Annotated in this window: 21 protein-coding genes and 2 pseudogenes; 15 read left to right on the top strand and 8 right to left on the bottom strand. The window is 56.8% G+C overall.

The features are described 5' to 3' along the window. Positions 1 to 41 precede the first annotated feature (41 nt). Positions 42 to 932 (bottom strand): LysR family transcriptional regulator, encoded by an 891-nt coding sequence (locus tag AADZ90_RS20390; protein ID WP_367312466.1) that lies wholly within the window; start codon positions 930 to 932, stop codon positions 42 to 44. A 201-nt stretch (positions 933 to 1,133) separates the two neighbouring features. Here AADZ90_RS20390 and AADZ90_RS20385 point away from each other — a divergent pair, with 201 nt between their 5' ends. The 3 genes from AADZ90_RS20385 to AADZ90_RS20375 all read left to right on the top strand — a co-directional run bounded on the left by AADZ90_RS20385 (position 1,134) and on the right by AADZ90_RS20375 (position 3,589). Continuing rightward, positions 1,134 to 1,937, top strand: a complete 804-nt coding sequence (locus AADZ90_RS20385; protein ID WP_367312467.1) for a DMT family transporter — start codon at positions 1,134 to 1,136, stop codon at positions 1,935 to 1,937. Continuing rightward, a complete protein-coding gene (locus tag AADZ90_RS20380) occupies positions 1,930 to 2,565 on the top strand; it encodes a LysE family translocator (RefSeq protein WP_367312468.1) in 636 nt (211 codons plus the stop codon). The genes AADZ90_RS20385 and AADZ90_RS20380 overlap by 8 nt, the downstream gene beginning before the upstream one ends. A gap of 391 nt (positions 2,566 to 2,956) precedes the next feature. Further along, a complete protein-coding gene (locus AADZ90_RS20375) occupies positions 2,957 to 3,589 on the top strand; it encodes a LysE family translocator (RefSeq protein ID WP_367312469.1) in 633 nt (210 codons plus the stop codon). A gap of 442 nt (positions 3,590 to 4,031) precedes the next feature. Here the strand turns inward: AADZ90_RS20375 and AADZ90_RS20370 are convergent, their stop codons facing one another. Further along, a complete protein-coding gene (locus AADZ90_RS20370) occupies positions 4,032 to 4,316 on the bottom strand; it encodes a winged helix-turn-helix transcriptional regulator (protein ID WP_411997131.1) in 285 nt (94 codons plus the stop codon). Between the two features lie 190 nt (positions 4,317 to 4,506). On the opposite strand from AADZ90_RS20370, the gene AADZ90_RS20365 reads away from it, so the two are divergent. Continuing rightward, positions 4,507 to 4,791, top strand: coding sequence for a CBU_0592 family membrane protein (locus tag AADZ90_RS20365; protein WP_367312471.1), 285 nt, complete (start codon positions 4,507 to 4,509; stop codon positions 4,789 to 4,791). A gap of 28 nt (positions 4,792 to 4,819) precedes the next feature. After that, positions 4,820 to 5,452 carry a LysE family translocator gene (locus tag AADZ90_RS20360; RefSeq protein WP_367312472.1) on the top strand — a complete coding sequence of 211 codons (633 nt, stop codon included), beginning with the start codon at positions 4,820 to 4,822 and terminating at the stop codon, positions 5,450 to 5,452. A gap of 310 nt (positions 5,453 to 5,762) precedes the next feature. On the opposite strand, the gene AADZ90_RS20355 is transcribed toward AADZ90_RS20360, so the two are convergent. Together AADZ90_RS20355 and AADZ90_RS20350 are read right to left on the bottom strand one after the other, a co-directional pair. Continuing rightward, entirely contained in the window at positions 5,763 to 7,391 is a 1,629-nt protein-coding gene (locus AADZ90_RS20355) for a putative ABC exporter domain-containing protein (protein ID WP_367312473.1), read from the bottom strand. Between the two features lie 3 nt (positions 7,392 to 7,394). Next, complete coding sequence (locus AADZ90_RS20350) at positions 7,395 to 8,147, bottom strand: ABC transporter ATP-binding protein (RefSeq protein ID WP_367312474.1); 753 nt, start codon at positions 8,145 to 8,147, stop codon at positions 7,395 to 7,397. 452 nt (positions 8,148 to 8,599) lie between these two features. On the opposite strand from AADZ90_RS20350, the gene AADZ90_RS20345 reads away from it, so the two are divergent. After that, positions 8,600 to 9,229 (top strand): glutathione S-transferase family protein, encoded by a 630-nt coding sequence (locus AADZ90_RS20345; RefSeq protein ID WP_367312475.1) that lies wholly within the window; start codon positions 8,600 to 8,602, stop codon positions 9,227 to 9,229. A 42-nt stretch (positions 9,230 to 9,271) separates the two neighbouring features. On the opposite strand, the pseudogene AADZ90_RS20340 reads toward AADZ90_RS20345, so the two are convergent. Beyond that, a pseudogene (locus AADZ90_RS20340) lies at positions 9,272 to 9,361 on the bottom strand (transposase); the annotation flags it as partial. Between the two features lie 106 nt (positions 9,362 to 9,467). On the opposite strand from AADZ90_RS20340, the gene AADZ90_RS20335 reads away from it, so the two are divergent. Then, positions 9,468 to 10,058, top strand: a complete 591-nt coding sequence (locus AADZ90_RS20335) for a helix-turn-helix domain-containing protein (protein ID WP_411997122.1) — start codon at positions 9,468 to 9,470, stop codon at positions 10,056 to 10,058. A gap of 55 nt (positions 10,059 to 10,113) precedes the next feature. After that, positions 10,114 to 11,283 carry an MFS transporter gene (locus tag AADZ90_RS20330; protein WP_367312478.1) on the top strand — a complete coding sequence of 390 codons (1,170 nt, stop codon included), beginning with the start codon at positions 10,114 to 10,116 and terminating at the stop codon, positions 11,281 to 11,283. Between the two features lie 88 nt (positions 11,284 to 11,371). Here the strand turns inward: AADZ90_RS20330 and AADZ90_RS20325 are convergent, their stop codons facing one another. Next, positions 11,372 to 11,698, bottom strand: coding sequence for an Lrp/AsnC family transcriptional regulator (locus tag AADZ90_RS20325; protein WP_411997130.1), 327 nt, complete (start codon positions 11,696 to 11,698; stop codon positions 11,372 to 11,374). Between the two features lie 6 nt (positions 11,699 to 11,704). Beyond that, positions 11,705 to 11,833: pseudogene (locus AADZ90_RS20320) on the bottom strand (Lrp/AsnC family transcriptional regulator); the annotation flags it as partial. Between the two features lie 161 nt (positions 11,834 to 11,994). On the opposite strand from AADZ90_RS20320, the gene AADZ90_RS20315 reads away from it, so the two are divergent. The 7 genes from AADZ90_RS20315 to AADZ90_RS20285 all read left to right on the top strand — a co-directional run bounded on the left by AADZ90_RS20315 (position 11,995) and on the right by AADZ90_RS20285 (position 17,127). Continuing rightward, positions 11,995 to 12,315: a hypothetical protein gene (locus AADZ90_RS20315; RefSeq protein ID WP_367312480.1), complete on the top strand. Its 321-nt coding sequence runs from the start codon at positions 11,995 to 11,997 to the stop codon at positions 12,313 to 12,315. A gap of 101 nt (positions 12,316 to 12,416) precedes the next feature. Then, complete coding sequence (locus AADZ90_RS20310) at positions 12,417 to 13,052, top strand: class I SAM-dependent methyltransferase (RefSeq protein WP_367312481.1); 636 nt, start codon at positions 12,417 to 12,419, stop codon at positions 13,050 to 13,052. A gap of 64 nt (positions 13,053 to 13,116) precedes the next feature. After that, a complete protein-coding gene (locus tag AADZ90_RS20305) occupies positions 13,117 to 13,635 on the top strand; it encodes a GNAT family N-acetyltransferase (protein WP_367312482.1) in 519 nt (172 codons plus the stop codon). Between the two features lie 234 nt (positions 13,636 to 13,869). Further along, positions 13,870 to 14,718: an alpha/beta fold hydrolase gene (locus AADZ90_RS20300; protein WP_367312483.1), complete on the top strand. Its 849-nt coding sequence runs from the start codon at positions 13,870 to 13,872 to the stop codon at positions 14,716 to 14,718. Then, a complete protein-coding gene (locus AADZ90_RS20295; protein WP_367312484.1) occupies positions 14,715 to 15,902 on the top strand; it encodes an MFS transporter in 1,188 nt (395 codons plus the stop codon). Before AADZ90_RS20300 ends, AADZ90_RS20295 begins: the two co-directional genes overlap by 4 nt. A 462-nt stretch (positions 15,903 to 16,364) precedes the next feature. Next, positions 16,365 to 16,658 carry an ArsR/SmtB family transcription factor gene (locus AADZ90_RS20290; RefSeq protein ID WP_367312485.1) on the top strand — a complete coding sequence of 98 codons (294 nt, stop codon included), beginning with the start codon at positions 16,365 to 16,367 and terminating at the stop codon, positions 16,656 to 16,658. A gap of 4 nt (positions 16,659 to 16,662) precedes the next feature. Further along, positions 16,663 to 17,127, top strand: a complete 465-nt coding sequence (locus AADZ90_RS20285) for an SRPBCC domain-containing protein (protein ID WP_367312486.1) — start codon at positions 16,663 to 16,665, stop codon at positions 17,125 to 17,127. A 216-nt stretch (positions 17,128 to 17,343) separates the two neighbouring features. On the opposite strand, the gene AADZ90_RS20280 is transcribed toward AADZ90_RS20285, so the two are convergent. Beyond that, the gene (locus tag AADZ90_RS20280) at positions 17,344 to 17,466 is read right to left on the bottom strand and encodes an integrase core domain-containing protein (protein ID WP_411997129.1); all 123 of its coding nucleotides are present in this window, start codon (positions 17,464 to 17,466) and stop codon (positions 17,344 to 17,346) included. Position 17,467 lies beyond the last annotated feature (1 nt).

Here is a 17,467-nt window from a genome sequence, read left to right as displayed (position 1 = left end):
TAGCAGCACTTTCGCCGCGTGTTTTTCAGCCGCCGTAGCCATCACGCACTCAATTCTTCTTCTAGCCATGCGATAAGCTGACCGGCGTTCGGATGTGGCTCGTGCGATGTGCCACGGTAGACCGAAATCTCCGTTGGACGCTCGACTTTCTCTTTGCACGGCCGAACGAGCTTGCCTTCGGCGATCATGCCCTCGGTGGTCCTGCGCCATCCAAGTGCGATGCCTTGCCCTGCGACAGCAGCTTGTAAGGCGAGGGGGTAGCTGTCGAAGGACAGATATCGGGGGCGATTTACTATCTCGATGCCCACGGACGTGAACCAGTCATCCCAGACCATCCAGTCCTGCGGTGCGACGGCGTGTGCCAGGAGCGGGAACGACACGATCTTTCGTGGATCAAGAGGCAGCGTTTCCTCAGTAACGAGCGGTGGGGCGCAGACCGGAAAGATGTCGTCGGCTGCGGTGAAGGCCAGACGAGCCGATCCCGATGCTCGGCCGGAGGTTTGCATAGCCACGTCGAACGCTTCGGGGGTCTCCGTCAGCGGATTAAGGCTGCTGACGACGCGCAGCTCGACGCCTGGATGGCGTTCGTGGAATCCCGATAGGCGCGGCATCAGCCAGTAGAACGCCTCGCAAAGCTGACAGTGCAGGATCAGCTCGTCTGAGCGCCGCCGACCTTGCAAAGCGGCCAGCTCAGCCGTGATGTCCGACAGCGCAGCGCTCACCACCCGCCCCAGCCGACGCCCGGCATCGGTCAGGAACACCGCCCGGTTGCGCCGCTCAAAGAGGCTGACCCCCAGCTCGCGCTCCAATGCGGCGATCTGCTTGCTCACCGCCGTCTGGGTCATCCCGAGCTCGGTAGCGGCCATGGAAAAGCTCTCAAGGCGGGCGGCGGCCTCGAACGGTCTCAGGCGGTTTAGCGGGGGAAGGGCCATCTAACGAATATCTATTCCTCTGGCTCATGCGAATGAGCGAAAAACTCCTTTTTCATGATTGAAGATACATGCTTCTTCGGCGCTGTCTAAGCCATTGTCGGAGACCCTGTAATCATGTCGAACGCCAGGATCGCTGTCCTCGCTATAATCCTGTCCGTTGCCGCGCTTTCGCTTGGGGATGCCGTCATCAAGGCGACAGGCTTGTCGCTGCCGCTCTGGCAGATGTTCATCCTCCGCTCGTCCATCGTCGTGCCTGTCCTATTGTGGTTCGCGCGCCGCAAAGGTCCGATTGCCGTTACAAATATCGGTTGGGCCACCCTACGGAGCACGCTGCTAGTTTTGATGTGGCTCAGTTACTATTCGGCGCTGCCGCTCATGCCGCTGTCACTTGCGGCGGCAGCCTACTACACCGGTCCTCTTTTCATCGTCGCCCTCGCCGCTGCTGTCAGCCGCATATGGCCGTCCGGCCGCGCGATCCTTGCCATCGCGGCGGGCTTTGTTGGTGTTCTACTTGTCATCCGGCCTGACACATCGGGTGTGGCCCTCGGCACGCTGCTACCAGTCGCGGCGGCCTTTCTCTACGCCTGTGCAATGGTTCTGACCTCCGCCAAATGCCGCGAGGATGATCCGTTTGTCCTGGCTCTCGCCTTGAACATCACCTTTATCGTTAGTGGAGCCATGCTTGGCCTGTTCTCTGGGCAGGATGGATCGTTCATCTTCGGCCCTTGGCAAGCGATCGATCTCCAGCTCCTTACGACCGTTGCAGCACTCGCCGTTCTGATCCTGATCGGCAGCGTCGGCGCGGCCATCGCCTATCAGAAAGGGCCACCCAACACTGTGGCCGCCTTCGATTACAGTTATCTCGTTTTCAGCTTGGTCTGGGGTGGTTTGTTTTTCGCCGAGTTCCCCAACATGATCGGACTGGTTGGCGTGTTGATCATCGCCGCCGCCGGACTTTTGGCCCTCCCGGTGTCACGCCAAGAAAAGGTGAAAGTGAATGAGTGATACGACAGCGCTTCTTCTTGTTTGTGGTAGCATTCTTGCGGGGACAATCATTCCAGGGCCGAGTTTCATCGTCGTCAGCCGAATGGCGCTGAAAAGCCGCCGTCAAGGGCTGCTCGCCGCATTCGGTGTCGCGGTGGCCAGTATTGCGTTCGCTGGTCTCGCGCTTGGAGGTTTCCTGGTTGTCCTCGCCCAGGTGCCATCCCTCTACCTCGCCCTGAAGATCGCGGGAGGCACTTATCTTTGCTACCTCGGGTGGCGCTTTTGGCGCAGAGCGTCCGATGCAACCGCAGAAGATGGCGTAGCGACCAGCCAAAATATGACCGCGTTCCAAGCGGTCAGTCTGGGTGCTTTGACGCAAGGCAGCAACCCCAAAGCCGCTCTGGTCTACGCCTCGACCTTTGCTGCGTTTCTTCCCCCTCAGACAGGAACGTTGACTGGCCTCTTCGTGCTTGTGATCGTCTTCTGTATCTCTGCAGGTTGGTATGGTGCTGTTGCACTCACGTCCTCAATCGAGCCGGTCGCAAAACGCTACGACCGCGCGCGTTCCGGTGTGGATAGGTTTGCCGGTGCCCTGATCGGAACAATGGGACTGGTGATTGTCTTTCGGAGCGTCACAGTTCGGCCCTAGTCAGTCGCTCCAGAGCTTCTCCGCACCACAGAATGTGCCAAAACTCGGCCGTTTCTGGCACTGGCGGAAAGGACCGTTATTGACGCTGCCAAATTCTCAAAGCAGCCCTTGGCGCAGCCGCAGCTAATTGGTGCTTCGTCCCGCCCTTGATCACTGCCGATATCTAGCAGTTGCAGCGAATGGCGGCTATACGGGCGCGACTGCAGCATTGCGGCAAAGTGGCGAATGTCTCTTAGGGGCCGTCATTATCCAAGGAGGCAGAGCCAACAGATCAGATTCTGCACTGCCTCCGACGGCGGTAGAGAGCCCCATTGTGACCGATGCTGCACAGTCAACGAACGGCAGCTCATTCGTGATTGATGCTTTATAGTTCAATCTCTAGGATCAAGAAATGATTGACCCTATTTCATTTCTGCTTTTCACAAGTGCTAGCACCATCGCTCTCGCAATTCCGGGCCCAACAATCGCGCTGGTTATCACTAGATCACTGTCTGACGGACGACACGTCTCAGTACCACTTGCTATCGGCATAGGGCTTGGCACACTCGTAGGATCAACTGCTGCGATTGCCGGGGCCGGAGCGATCCTCACTGCCTCTGCTTCGGCGTTTACTGCCATAAAATTTATCGGTGCGGCATATATCATTTATCTCGGGATCAAGCTCTTCACTGCTGAACCGACACCCCTAGATATTGCTGTTCAAAAGAAGCGCAGCTCGACTTTGCACGGTCTACGAGATGGTTTCTTCGTCACATCACTTAACCCAAAGAGCATTGCTTTCTCGGCTGCTTTCATCCCTCAATTCATCGGACCAGACAGTAGCTATTTATGGCAGGCAACTATTTTGGTGATAACCTTTTCAGCCTTAGCAACGCTGAATGGGTTAGCGTTTGCATTTGGAACAGATGTCTTGCGCCGCTTTGTCCGGCGGTTATCAGTTCTTCGTTGGATGAACCGGGTTGGTGGTAGTTTCTTGGTCGCCTCTGGAGTGGCTGGACTATTTCTCAAACGCCCCACTGTTTAAGGATTTGCAGTAGGGCTTGCCTGTGCATGGCAGTTCTCGAAACCTGACATTCCGCCAATCAAACCCAATGGCAACTTCGTCCCGCGGTCCCGACCTTCAACTGCCCACGAATTTCGCTCCAGCAGCGAATGGCGGTTATGCGGGTTGCAGGCGCAGAAAGAGTGATCGGTCTCGAGTGACCGGTTTGGGCCGTCTTTGGTGGCGGATCTCGTTGAGCAAGTCGGTGATGCTGCGTCAGCTGCGATGGCCGCGAAGAGCCCTTGGTGCAGAACGCTGCGTCGCGAATGGACGGCGGCTTCGGCGAGTACCGCTGCAAACGCGGCATAGCGTTCCTTATGAGCCTAAACGCGCAGTGCATGACGTTTAAGATCCGTTTCGAAGCTATTTGGAGCGCTAAGTGATTTTCGTTACCTCCGAGAAAGGTTCACTTCAATGGCATGGGTCAACAGTCCCGATCCGGTAGCCGCGCGGCCCATTCGGTGGCAAGATCGGTAAGCGGGACAAGCTGTTCGTAAATGCTGCGCCCGATGGGCGTGACGGCGTAGCCACCTTCCTCCCGAGTCACGAGACCAGCCGCGCGCAGTTCCTTCAAGCGTTGATTCAGAACTGCCGGAGAGATCGTCTCGCAGGCTTCCAGCAAACCCCTGAATGTCGTCGGACCAATCTCTGAGAGGACCCAGACAACTCCCATTGCCCACCGCCGCCCAAGAAGGTCTAGGAGGGCCATCACGGGCGCGCCGCTGCGCGAGCCTCGAACCGGCTGCCCCGGTCGCGGTATCTTGACCATGCGCTCTGCTTTCCATAGCACTATCGCTGAACACTATTGATTCCATAGCACCAAGCCTTGCCGCGATCCATAGCGGGCGCGGTCAATCGGTGCAGCATGCCCAAGGGGGCTCAAAGGGAGATTTCCTCGCATGAACTTCGATCTTGGCTTCGTCGACCTCATCGGATCGTTCGGCACCGTCATGGTGGTCACAGCCTACTTTTTAACGCAGGCCCGGCTTCTTGACGCGGCTCGATGGGAGTTCCCCACGATCAACCTCGTGGGCTCTCTGCTAATTTCCCTGTCCCTGTACTATAATTTCAACCTCGCGTCGGTGGTCATGGAGTTCTTCTGGATCGTCATAAGCATTTTCGGCATCTGGCAATCGCTCCGCAGCCATAGAGGTGGAATGGACGATGGCGGTTCGGCTCGATGATTTCACGGAGAGCTAGCGGAGACGCCAGGTGACCGCTCAGGAATGGCTTCTTTTCATTCTTACAGTGTTGGGGGTTTCGCTCATCCCTGGTCCGAGCACTTTGCTGGCGTTTGCTGATGGAGCACGGTTCGGAGCCGACCGTGCGGTCGCCACGGCGCTCGGCAATGCTTGCGCGTCCACACTCCAAGCGGCGGCGGCCTCGGTCGGACTCGGTGCGATCATCGTGGGCTCAGCCTTGCTGTTCTCGATCGTGAAGTATGCAGGTGCCGCCTATCTGGTCTATATCGGCATTCGCATGTGGCGGGCCGCACACGTTCCCATTGTGCTCGGCGCAGGCACGACGCGGCCCTCGCGGACTGCCACTGCCCTCTTTCGCGGTGGTTTCGCAGTCGCTATTGCCAACCCTAAAGCCATCGCTTTCTTCACGGCTCTCTTCCGCCAGTTCCTTTCCCACGAAGGTGGCACTGTCACGCAACTGGCCGGAATGACGGCCATCTGTGGAGCCGGCGCTTTTCTTGTCGCGATGACCTACTCAGTGTTTGGAGATCGTGTTCGCCAGCTCGAACTCTCGCAAGGGCTGATGATAGGGCTGCAGCGAAGCGTGGGCGGTATGTTCTTTTTGAGTGGAGTCGGCATCGCTTTCGCAAGGACCGAGGAATAGATCCCTTAATTCCCGGGAGAAGCAATGTCGCACTCCGGACTTTCGTGCTATCGCAGCGAATTCACAGTTTGTCCCGCAAACGGTGATTTTATCAAACCGACGAACTCGCAGGCGCAGCGATTGGCCGGTCTGGAGAATCCGGTGTTTTTCATGAACGTAACTAAAGTGGGCCGCAATTCTCGATAAAGCTTCTTTTAATGTCTATGCACCTTGCTTCCAGGTCTCAGGCCAACCCCCCCCCATTCGGATGGATAGGATAGACCTCATAGATCCACCTTGTCGTCTTAACTGGAGTTCCTCTTTCTTTGCCTTAGTCGATGGTTTCTGCGACCGCGAAGCGCCGGAAAGCATATTGCAGTGCGAACAATGTCAGAAGTCCGATCAACATCAGTGTAAGCCAGCTGGCCAATCCCGGCAGAACCAATGTGGTTCCCATCATTTTGAATGTGACCAGCCCCACGGCACCTGATGCCGCCATAGCAGCGAAAACGAAAACCGTCTTCGCGATAAACTCGACAATTGAGCGACCAAGAAATTCGAAGTCTGCCCGTCCCATCGCAACGAGCTTTGTCGGGAACAGAAGATGGACCGTGTTCTCGACTGCATAGATAAGAAACGTCAACGGTAGCGCGAAAGCCGCTAATACCAGTGCAACTTGTGTCGTGACCCTCTCCTCGAAGACAAGTGCGCTCGCTATAATTGTCAAAGCAATGAAATAGGCCAGCAGTGTCTGAACCACGAGTTGGCCTGTGCAAATGCGCCAGGGAGCGATGGGCAGTGTCTTATAGATTTCCATCCGACTCAGGTCGCCGCGAAAGTCGCAGATCAGATTGCGAGGTAGGATGAATGCGATGAACACATAGATAATCATCAAAGTCTGTGCCTCCGTGATCGGCGCGCCGAGCGCCAAGGAAATCGGCGCAATACACGCGGCGAGACAAACAAATACCAGGATAAGCCTGAACGAATTCCGCAACGCATTGAGGGCCTGCCGCGCGGCAATGGGCCCCAAGCCGCCTAGAATTGGTGCACGACGGACCGAGCGCACTTCGGTCCGTTCGGTCGCCCAGAAAGAGCCACCTTGTTTGATGCGCTCCCATCGGTTGCTCAGGCGGGCGTTCTCCGCGAGGGAGCGGTCGGTCGTGCGCGCATCGAGCACGATAACAGCGCGCAGCAGCGCCGCATTGATGACGACCGCGACAAGAGCCCAAAGGGCCAGATGTGAAACCGATGGCGCCACGAAAAGTTCGGCGAACACGATGTAGGGGATCAAGATTATGGTTCCGATCCATGAGTATCGAAACTCGGACAAAAGGTCGATTATCCCACGGTCGGGCATGGCCCATGCGTAAAGCAAGGTTGCCGCTGCGGTTATGCAAAGCAATGCCGTTGCGGGCCATCGTATCCTTGCGAGCCTACTGCCGTCGAGCGCATGCCCGGTCATACTGATGACGGCGCTGTTCAGCTGAACGAACACAAGCGTCAGCAGCGTGGCGATAAAGACAGACAGGGCCGATCCTATTTGCGGCGGTGCAATGAGCGTAACGAACACGCTGCTCAAGGTGACGCCAGCGACATAGGCCGCGAACTTATAGAGGATCAGATCCCGTCGGCGGAACGGCCCGGTAAAGAGAAAATTGACCTCATTCGGCGAGAAATGAAACGTAGGCCCGGTCGTCATCAATACGGTGAGCAGCGACAGCCCAAGCATGCTGAACGGCATGAAGGTAATGATCTGCTCGCCGAACGCCTGCCGGTCCAGAGCCGCGGATGCAAAGACGCTCGTGCCCGAGGAACCGTTCGAAACGATCAGGAACCAAATGACCGCCCCGAAGGCAAGGGTGAAAAGCAGGCCGCGCACGCTTGCCAACTGGAGCAAGCGCTGGCGCAGACCGCCACGCAGTCGCAACATGAGAAGTCGGCAAAGAGCAGCATCCATCTCTTAGACCACCGCTGTCTCTGAGCCCTGGTCTGCCGCTTGCGTGATTGAGAAATACACTTCTTCAAGGGCGGAAGTGCTGTCCGTATGGCCAACCTCGCTCAGCAGGTCTTCCATGGGGCCAAATCGGCGGCACTCGCCAAGGTTCAGCACCATGATATGTGTACACAGGTTCTCGAACAGGCTCAAAAGATGCGAGCTTATAATAATGGCCGCGCCAGCCCGTGCGCGGTCGCGGATTGCTTGTTGAATCCCCCGGATGCCTTGGGGATCCAGCCCCGTCAGGGGTTCATCGAACAGGAGCACTTTTGGGTCGTGCAAAAAGGCACAGGCGATCGCCACCTTTTGCCGCATACCGCGCGACAAGTTGTGGACGAGCGTATTGCGCTTGTGTGTGAGTTCGAATGACGCAAGGAGCGCTTCGGCATCCTTTTCGAAGTCTGCGAGTTTGTAAGCAGCCGCCGTGAAAGCCAGGTGTTCCCAAACGGTCATGGTGTCAAAGAGCCGTGGATCGTCAGGGATATAGCCGAGGTTCTGTTTGGCTGCGATGGGCGCTTGGACAACGTCATGGCCAGCAACCATGAGGCTCCCTGAGCTGGGCGGGATAATCCCGCACAATGTACGCAAGGTCGTTGTTTTGCCCGCCCCATTTGGCCCGAGCAATCCAAGGATTTGGCCTGGTTCGACCGAAAAGCTGAGGTTTTTTACGGCAGTGAAGCCTTTGTACTGCTTGCTGAAGTTCGTGACTTTAATCATGCGCTCTTTGCTCAACATTTTCCGATTTGCCGCCAGCTTGCCGGGCTGGAATGCTCTCCAATACCACGCAATTGATCGATGTTTTGCACCGATTCATGTCAAATCTAAGTTCAAAACCGTTGCTCCAGACGACTACTGTGTCCAGATCAGAGCGAAGGTCGGAAAGTCCACATTCTGGTGAGCTAAACCTACCTCAAAGTTCGCGCTCGCAGCGAATGGCTGGAAAGCGGGCTCGAGCGCAGCGTAGCCGGATGCCGCCGAATGTCTCTCATGGGCCGTCCCCTTCTGAGAGGGGGTGTCTGGTGGCGTCGTGCGCACTTGCTCCGATGGCGGCAGCAAGCCCAGCCTGGCCGTTGTTCGGGATCGAGTAACGGGCCATTTTTTTGGTTATTGTGACCCACTCAGTTGTGCTGCTTCTATGAAGCAGATGGCATCGACGGGGCAAAGCAGTCATGAATGAACGTTTGCAATTCTACTATGCGCAGGACACCTGCTCACTGGCCTCCCACGTCGCTTTGGAAGACGCCGAAGCGTTGTATGACCTGCATCGGTTATCGATCGAACAGGGCGAACATAACTCCGGCTCTTACCTTGAAATCAATCCGAAGGGGCGGGTACCGGCCTTGGTCACGCCATCGGGTGTTCTGACCGAAACCCCCGCAATCCTTGTTTATATTTCGCAACTCTTTCCTGATGCACAGCTAGCGCCTGTTGGCGATCCGTATCAATTTGCGAGACTTCAAGAATTCAATAGTTTCATGGCATCCACGTTGCACGTTGCCCATGCCCATCGTATGCGCGGGCATAGGTGGGTCGACGATGAAGCGGCGATTGAGGCGATGCAACGTAAGGTTCCGGTTACTGTTGCGGCAGCCTATTCACATATTGAGGATTTCTACCTAGACGGACCGTTCGTGCTCGGCCAACACTACTCTGTGGCCGATCCGTATCTTTTTACCTTTGCTCAGTGGATGGAACCGGACGGTGTCGATCCTCTTCAGTTTCCCAAGGTGGCGGAACATCGAGAAATGATGGCCCAACGTCCAACCGTGCGACGAGCGCTGGAAGCTGAGGCGGCCTAGAGGTCCGGATGGTTCTGTGTTGCGCGAGTTCGAGACGATCTAGATCTTGCGGAAGTAACGATCGCCCTTCTTCGTGATCCGGCCGAGCGTCTCCCTTCCGCCGCTAGATTTGTTGAGCGGGGTTAGGCCTAACTAAACCGCGCTCACCTAGGTTTCCCATAGAGGAAAGGAACTGACCGTCGTTCCCGGCAGACCTTTGCGGGTGTGGTGGTGGTGGAACCTACCCATCACCTTGGGCTTGGAGAAACACTTCGATGGTAATACTTCTTTGAATATGGATGACGTTTTGAACCCTCTGTTCCCGGCATTCGCGAAGCGGCTGAAGCGGCAAAGGATAGCGAGCGGGATCAAACAGGAGGCCCTGGCACATGCGCTTGAGGTCAATCAAACGACCGTCTCGCGTTGGGAAAACGGAATACAAACTCCAGATGCTGATATGCAGAGACAGGCATTTGAATGTCTCTCCGCCAAGTGCACCAACGATGCTGCGCTGAGGCGGCTGGTCGAAGGCGCGTCGTTTTGTGTCCACCTTGTGGATGAGGCTAGCCATGAGTGCCTAGCCTATTCCAAAAGCCGAGCAAAAGACTGGAATTCAACCGATCGCGGTATGGTTGGTGTTTCCTTGTGGCGTTTTGCAACCGAGGAAATCCGCCGTGCCGAAAACGAACTCGAAGCCAAGGGTTGGTGGGACCAGGAACACCCGCAACCTCAGTTCCTGGTGACGTCAGAGGCGATCTACCCGGAATTGAAGATCAGCGCAGGCGGAATGCTTTGGGAACGAATGTACCTCGCTGACGGGCGACCCGCACGTCTGGTCACCGGGCTTTAGCCCCTCGCATTTTTTATGCGTGGCCCGGTCTCTGCCCGTCGGGTAGCTGGGGGGCATGAACGCACGGGTTTCAAAGCCTCTTCTGATCCTTCTGCTCTGGTTTGCGGGCCTGGGCGCGGCTGCACAATTTGCGAAGATTGCAGTGCCCTTTGGTCTTTTCCGCCAAACGTATCCAGACCTCGGCACGGAACTGGGTTGGCTTTTGTCTCTTGTGAGCTTGGTGGGCGCGATACTGGGTGTTGTCGCCGGCAGCGTCGTAGGGCAGTTCGGGCCCAAGCGCATACTTGTATACGGTCTCGCGCTCGGAGCGTTGATGTCATTTTGGCAGGCCTTGCTTCCGTCCTTTCCTTCAATGCTGATCAGCAGGATTATTGAGGGCACGTCGCATCTTGCGGTCGTGGTCGCTGCGCCAACCTTGATCGCGCAGATCAGCGACCGGAGATATGTCGGCGCGGCCATGACGCTATGGAGCACGTTTTTCGGCGTTTCGTTTGCAATCGTCGCCTGGGGAATAATGCCCTTTGTCGGCGCAGGCGGCTTGGCCTTGCTCCTTGCGGGACATGGCACGTTCTTGTTGGCGATTGGTATTCTCGCATCGGTGTTCCTGCCGAACACGAAGACCCCGCAGCCCGCTCCGGGAGTGCGCAGCGCCAGTATCCTGGTCGCCCATCGTCGTGCTTATGCATCGCCATTCATAGCCGCACCGGGTGCTGGCTGGCTTGCCTATACACTGACCTTCGTGTCGCTTCTGGCGCTGCTGCCAGAACGACTGGAACAGGAAAACGCCGCGCAAGTCGCCGGAATGATGCCGATGGCCAGCATCGCGGTTTCCTTGCTGGTCGTGCCGTTATTACTGCGCAGAGCTGGCAGCGTGGCGATCATTGTGGCGGGATTTGCCCTCGCGTGCGCCCTGGTATTGCTCAACATGTTTGTGGGGTTCGGGGCAGGATTTGCGATTGCGCTTTTCGCCGTTCTTGGCCTCGTTCAGGGGGCGAGCTTTACTGCGGTTCCAGAGTTGAACAATGACATTGAACATCAGGCGCTCGCCTATGGCCTCATGGCTCAATTGGGCAACACGGGCAACCTGCTGGGCACGCCGCTCTTGCTGTTCGTATCAGGCAGGTTCGGCGATCCTGAAATGCAGCTGTGTGTCGCTTTTCTCTTTTTGTCCGGGATCGCCCTCCATGCCATCTTGGCCTTCCGGCGAACCTCAAGGATGAGTTGATCCCGCGATCAAACCGGTAAGCCTTCGATGAGGCGCTCGACTGACCGATCTGAGTTCATATATGGTCGGCCCCTCGTCAGTCCTTGATCTACACCGGCGCCAGTTTCAACGGTTGTGACGTACAAACCGCGCGCAGGGAAAAATTTGACCTAATCTGCTCGACAGCGTCGATCGTCAGAATGTTCTCAGTCAACAGCCGTTCGTAAGCGGTCAGATCGGAAACGACGATCTCGGCCAGGAAATCCGCATTGCCGGAAACCATGTGACAGGCGACAAGGCCCGGGATCCCCGAAAGGCTTTCTGCGACAAGCGCGGCGTTCTGCCGGGAGTGACGCGCTACAGTGATTTCTACGAACACGGTCAGCGCTAGCCCTACCGCTTCACGGTCAATGATAGCTTTGTAGCCAGCGATCACACCCTGTCCTTCTAACAATTTGACCCGTCTCAAGCACGGCGAGGGAGACAGGCCGACGCGATCGGCTAGTTCGGCATTGCTCAGTCGCCCCTCAGTCTGAAGTGTCGATATGATTCGCCTATCGATATCATCCATGTTGGCATATTATGCCAAATGGTACCGCACTCAACACTACTCGTGCCAATATTTGATATGCCCGATTTGTCTTTGGCAGGACATGCGGCCAGTTCCAGTGATATCGCAGACGTCATCGAGACGGGCTTGGAGCCAGTTCAATCACAAAGATGGAGACGCGTATGATCAGACGCATCTGGCATGGCTATGCCACGCACGAAAACGCAGACCGCTACCAGGGAGTCGTCACCGGCGAGGTCATTCCCGGCATTCTGGCGATGAAAGTCCCCGGCTTTCAGAGCATCGAACTGTTGCGGAGGGCCCGGGAGGAAGACGTGGAGTTCATCACGATCATGCGGTTCCGAGATCTCGATGCCGTGAAGGGTTTTGTCGGCGAAGACTATGAGAGGTCTCACGTACCAACACGAGCCCAGAAGGTACTGGCGCACTACGATACGCGCGCGCAGCACTACGACACTCTGCTGGTCGAGGAGGTGCGATAGCCGCCACGACTTAGAACCGAAGTGCCTTCGGGCGGGTCGAGGCTGGCACAGAGCAGCCAATCCGATGATCACGCCTTAAGAAAACCATCCCTGGAGTTTCCATGTCCGTTCAACAGAACAACCCGCTTCGCGGCCGTCTCAACGCGTGGTTCCTGGCTGCTGTCGATAGCTACGTGAACCGCCTTCTGCACGCGAAGAAATCCGCTCTTTTTGCCGACCTATCGGGGACCGTCGTCGAGATAGGACCTGGCGTTGGTGCGAACTTGACGTATCTGGCTGGTGCGCATCGCGTCATCGGCATCGAGCCCAACGCCCAGATGCGCCCAATTTTGGAACGGCGGGCGGCACGGCGCGGCGTAAACCTTGAGATCCTCCCGGTTGGCGCAGAAGCTACGGGGTTGCCCGAAGCATCGGTGGACTTCGTCGTCTGCACACTCGTTTTGTGCACTGTTGGTGAGCCGCGCAGGGTCCTCGAAGAAACTCGTCGGATACTCAAACCGGGTGGGAAGTTTCTGTTTGTGGAACATGTAGAAGCGCCGCATGGATCAATGTTGAGACGCTTGCAAAGGTTACTGCGGCGGCCTTGGCGTTATGTGTTCGAGGGGTGTTGTCTGGACCAGGATACGGCGTCGCTGATCCGTGCCGTTGGCTTCTCAAACTGCGAAATCGATCAGTATCGGCTGAAAAGCCCATTTGTTCCGGTGAATGAGCAAATTGCGGGCGTCGCCATTGTCTAACAGCAGAGTATGACTTTGCGGAGCGTTGGCTCGTCGACTGATCACGAAGTCCGTGGCGACGCACATGGAATACATCGACCCAGTTGAGGAATTGGATATGACGTTTGAAATCAGACCTTTTGATGAGCGCTATACCGAAGAGTTACTCGATCTCAGCCTCCAAGCCTGGGCACCCGTTTTCGAAGCGATGGCGAAGACCAACGACGAATTCGTTCTGGACGCGTTTTATCCTAATGGATGGGAGGTGCGCCAAGTCGCGGACATAAAGGCGCTCCTGAAGGATGCGACCTGCGACGTGTGGACCGCACATGCGAATGACAGCCTAGTGGGCTTCGTCGGTCTGCAGGCCCATCCAGAGGACATGATGGGGGAAATCCACATTGTCGCGGTGGCGCCCGAACATCAGCGGCGCGGGGTCGCAACGGCGTTGATGTCATTCGCCACCGACGAGTTCAGACGCGCAGGATTGAAGATGGTGATGGTAGAGACCGGTGGTGATCCCGGGCACGAGGCTTCGCGCGCTGCATACGAGAGCTTCGGATTCCGCCGCTGGCCGGTCGCGCGCTACTTCAAGGAGCTGTGATGTTGAGCCTTGCGCCCTTATAACTTGGCTTCGCCTGCGGATAGGCAACAACCGGACGAGGCACCATCCCGTGATGAATGGTCTGCTGCCACTTTAGAACCAGGTGCCTTCTCACTTCTTCCGCACTGCCGATTCAGGCCAGAAGCGCTTGGTTCCGCCAGTTCCACGCTTACAGCCGCTGTATCGTAGCACTAACCCGCGCGATCCCGGGTCCAAACTCCGAAAGAAAGAGCGATGAACATTACAACCGAAAGGGGCGAGTTCCCTTGTCTCGATCTGGGAGACGGCCATCCCGTTCTTTTCGTTCACGGCGCGGCGAGCGACCACCGAACATGGTCGCCTGTCGTCGAAGCGCTTGGGGACCAGTTTCGCTGCGTCGCACCCACTTTGCGCTGGTTTGGCAAGCACTCCTGGCGAGAGGACGGGCCATCTTTCCCCGAAGCTACGCATGCGGTCGATCTCGTCTCAATTCTGACGACGATCGATGCGGGTCCGGCCTATGTCGTCGGTTGGTCCTACGGAGCGAACGTTGCCCTGCGTATCGTGGCCGCCCGTCCCGATCTCGTCTCTGGTGTCCTGATCTACGAACCGAGCGCACCTTGGCTGGTATCCAGTCCCGACGATGCGGCAATGCTCAACGAGGACGCCCTAGAGGTGTTCGCTCCCGTCATGGCGGCACTTGCGGCCGGGGACACAAAGCGATCAGTCGAACACCTTGTAGCCGCCTCCGGAGGGGGCCGTCGGTTCGCTCTCCTGCCGCCCAACTTGCAAGCTTGGGCACTCGAAAACGCACATACTATGCCACATCTGGTAGGAGCCAAGACTAGCGGCGACGCCGAAGCGCCTGAGTTGGCCAATCTCGCACGGTCGGGAGTGCCTATCTCAGTTGCCTGGGGTGCATGTTCGCGACCAATGTGGGCGGTTCCGTCCCGTGCGGCGGCGGGCTGTCTTAATGGCAACCACCGCGAGATCGCAGGAGCGGACCACCTCTGGCCCGTATCCGACCCGACCAGCTTTGCAGACTTGGTTGTGTCGTGCTTGACTGATGCCAAACTGCCGTCGCGTGCACACAGCACCCCATGAAACAGAACAGCTCGTTCCTGCCCCTCCTCGTGGTATCGCGCGTCTGCGCAACGGCTGTGTTCATGACATACGCTGCCTGCCTCGTGACCTTGATGGAAGCCTGGGACATGACGGCGGCCCAAGCGGGGGCCGTTCAGGCTGGGTTCACTGCGGCGTTTGCGGTGTCGCTCCTGGTCGCGTCGCTCGCCTGCGACCGATTGGGGCCGAAGTTTGTTTACAGAGTCTCGACCGTACTTGTTGCACTGACGGCTCTTGCCTTTGCCGTTTATGCGCGCTCCCAAGCGTCCGCATTGCTCCTGGTCTCCTTGATCGGTCTCGCTCAAGGCGGAACCTACACGCCGGCATTGATGCTCGCTTCGGCCAACGTACCGGCAGCGCGCAAGTCATCGGCGATGGGATGGGTCCTATCCGGCATGTCGGCGGGCTATGTCATTTCGATCATCGGTGCGAGCACTATGCTGGAGTGGTTCGACTACAGAGCCGCTTTCCTGCTAACTGCCTTAGTATCCGTTCTGGGCGTGCCGTTCGGTCACCTGGCAACCGCTCGTGTTGAAGAGCCAATCAGAACCGCTTTACCCGCAGCCGTACCGTTCTCCGCCTTCGCCAAACGTCAAACGGTGCTGCTTACGATCGGCTATGTCGGGCATTGCTGGGAGTTGTTTGGCGCCTGGGCCTGGGTTCCTGCCTTTGTCGCATCGTCGCTCCTACTCGCGGGAGAGACATCCTTCACCGAGATCGGCATCTGGACGGCCTGCGCTTTACACCTGACTGGGTTTTTCTCGTCCATTCTTTCGGGCTATGCATCGGACCGTTTCGGCGCACGCAGCGTGCTGATTGGGTTTGCTTTTCTCGGGATGCTCTGTTCATTCATCTTGGGTTGGCTGCCGGCAATCGGTCCGATTGCCCTGATGATCGTCGTCGCGATCTATGGCTTTGTCATCATAGGAGACTCCGCGGTCTTGTCCGCGGCAATGACGGACACGGTGCCTGCTCACAAGCTTGGTGCGGCGTTGGGTGTACGATCCGTACTGGGCATTGGCAGCGGGGCATTGGCCCCGATCAGCTTCGGGATCACTCTGGATGTCTTGCCGGAGACTCTGCAATGGCCCGGTGCATTCGCCGTGCTTGGCCTTGGCGGATTTGTGGCCTTAATCTGCGCACTGTTACTAAGGAAAGCTGACTGAGGCTTCAACTGTCGTGCTGTTATGGCGGCGAAGTTGCTTCCCACGTCAGACACATAACTGGGGATACGTTGTTGCCTTGCCAAAACCCGTATTGCCCTTTGGAATTGATGCCGGGCCAACAGGGAAAAAGATGGTCATTCGACTATGCTTTTCCGAGTGACTTCCATGGGAGTGATCATTCTCGCGCTTATCGTTACCGAGATTCGAAAAGATTGAAGACACTCGATGAATATCCGCTATGCGGGCGCACACGCAGCATACATGACCCGTGCTGAAGGTCGGCCTTGGGCCGTTCCGCGCAGGGCAGGCCCATGAACCGATTGCTGCGCACGCTTCGACGGCAGCAGTGAGCCCGAACTGACTGATGCTGCGCTCCGTCCCAACGGCCGGCTTGTGTAGGCGGCGCAGCCTTCTCCAACTTTTATGCTTGTGGGTTATATAGGGACATGCTTATCATAAGATATGCCTTATGAAGATGAGTTGAAATCACTTTCGCACCCTGTTCGCCAGAACGTCATCGACGAACTTGCACGACAGCCGCTGTCAGTACGCGAGCTGACTATGAGGATTGATGTGTCGCAACCTGTAATGTCACAGCACCTCAAAGTTCTGAAAGACGCGGACATCATTCGCGTTCGTCCGGAAGGGACTCGCAACATCTATTTCATCAACAAACAGAAACTAAACGAGATGCGAGCATTCTGGACAGCTCATTGGTCAGATTTGTTAGTCTCAATCAACGAACAAGAAGAGTAGTCACATGCCGCTTGACCCGATCAAAGTCGTCACCACGATCAAACGCAATCCGCAGGAAGCCTTCGATGCTTTTGTGTCCAAGGTATCCCTTTGGTGGCCACTAGAAACACATTCAGTCAGCCCATATCTTGGCGAACCTGTCCCCGAGATTGTCGTCATTGAGCGCCACGAGGGCGGCCAAGTCTTTGAGATTTCCGCAAAGGGGGAGCGGAGAGCTTGGGGCACGATCCTTGCCTACGAAGAAGGAAAGCACATTTCATTTAGCTGGCATCCCGGACTTTCAGAGGCTGAGGCAACAACAGTTTCGGTAGAGTTTGAATCGGCAGACGACGGTAGCACCGTAATCACCTTGGTCCATACTGGTTGGGAAGCAAGAGGCGACCAAGCTGTCGAAATGAGAGGTAACTATCTATCGGGTTGGGCTGACATCATGCAAAATCGGTTCACTGGCTTCACGAAGTCCCTCTAACACTAAAGCGCGGAGTTGTTACTGAAGCAGTCATTGAGAAAGCCGCAGCATAGGTCCGCTTAGTCCCGCAGGCCGTGAGCGCGATCGCCCGCAGATTTTGCTCTCGCAGCGAATCACCGCAAAGCGGGCTGCGACTGTAGCATCTTTTGCTCGAGACGGACGGCAGCATAGTCCCGATTCTGTGTAAAAACAACGTGTTGCGCGTGCAGAAAGTGTCTAGCCCCCTGTATCTGGGCCACTGATTTGGGCTCTCTCTAATATAGTTTGTGGAACCGGTGTGCGCATATTGAGCGCCTGATGAGGACGCGTGTGATTGTACTGTTTGAGCCAGTGATCGATG

It is taken from the genome of Aestuariibius violaceus (genome assembly GCF_040779325.2).
GTDB lineage: Bacteria > Pseudomonadota > Alphaproteobacteria > Rhodobacterales > Rhodobacteraceae > Aestuariibius > Aestuariibius violaceus.
Note: the sequence above shows the minus strand (reverse complement) of the source record. Positions and strands in the feature narration are given on the sequence as shown.

What these genes read in the sequence shown, in the direction of transcription:
- AADZ90_RS20390 (WP_367312466.1), bottom strand. Translation starts at nt 932, where the DNA reads ATGGCCCTTCCCCCGCTAAACCGCCTGAGACCGTTCGAGGCCGCCGCC.
- AADZ90_RS20380 (WP_367312468.1), top strand. Translation starts at nt 1,930, where the DNA reads ATGAGTGATACGACAGCGCTTCTTCTTGTTTGTGGTAGCATTCTTGCG.
- AADZ90_RS20375 (WP_367312469.1), top strand. Translation starts at nt 2,957, where the DNA reads ATGATTGACCCTATTTCATTTCTGCTTTTCACAAGTGCTAGCACCATC.
- AADZ90_RS20370 (WP_411997131.1), bottom strand. Translation starts at nt 4,316, where the DNA reads ATGGCCCTCCTAGACCTTCTTGGGCGGCGGTGGGCAATGGGAGTTGTC.
- AADZ90_RS20365 (WP_367312471.1), top strand. Translation starts at nt 4,507, where the DNA reads ATGAACTTCGATCTTGGCTTCGTCGACCTCATCGGATCGTTCGGCACC.
- AADZ90_RS20355 (WP_367312473.1), bottom strand. Translation starts at nt 7,391, where the DNA reads ATGGATGCTGCTCTTTGCCGACTTCTCATGTTGCGACTGCGTGGCGGT.
- AADZ90_RS20350 (WP_367312474.1), bottom strand. Translation starts at nt 8,147, where the DNA reads ATGATTAAAGTCACGAACTTCAGCAAGCAGTACAAAGGCTTCACTGCC.
- AADZ90_RS20345 (WP_367312475.1), top strand. Translation starts at nt 8,600, where the DNA reads ATGAATGAACGTTTGCAATTCTACTATGCGCAGGACACCTGCTCACTG.
- AADZ90_RS20330 (WP_367312478.1), top strand. Translation starts at nt 10,114, where the DNA reads ATGAACGCACGGGTTTCAAAGCCTCTTCTGATCCTTCTGCTCTGGTTT.
- AADZ90_RS20315 (WP_367312480.1), top strand. Translation starts at nt 11,995, where the DNA reads ATGATCAGACGCATCTGGCATGGCTATGCCACGCACGAAAACGCAGAC.
- AADZ90_RS20310 (WP_367312481.1), top strand. Translation starts at nt 12,417, where the DNA reads ATGTCCGTTCAACAGAACAACCCGCTTCGCGGCCGTCTCAACGCGTGG.
- AADZ90_RS20305 (WP_367312482.1), top strand. Translation starts at nt 13,117, where the DNA reads ATGGAATACATCGACCCAGTTGAGGAATTGGATATGACGTTTGAAATC.
- AADZ90_RS20300 (WP_367312483.1), top strand. Translation starts at nt 13,870, where the DNA reads ATGAACATTACAACCGAAAGGGGCGAGTTCCCTTGTCTCGATCTGGGA.
- AADZ90_RS20295 (WP_367312484.1), top strand. Translation starts at nt 14,715, where the DNA reads ATGAAACAGAACAGCTCGTTCCTGCCCCTCCTCGTGGTATCGCGCGTC.
- AADZ90_RS20290 (WP_367312485.1), top strand. Translation starts at nt 16,365, where the DNA reads ATGCCTTATGAAGATGAGTTGAAATCACTTTCGCACCCTGTTCGCCAG.
- AADZ90_RS20285 (WP_367312486.1), top strand. Translation starts at nt 16,663, where the DNA reads ATGCCGCTTGACCCGATCAAAGTCGTCACCACGATCAAACGCAATCCG.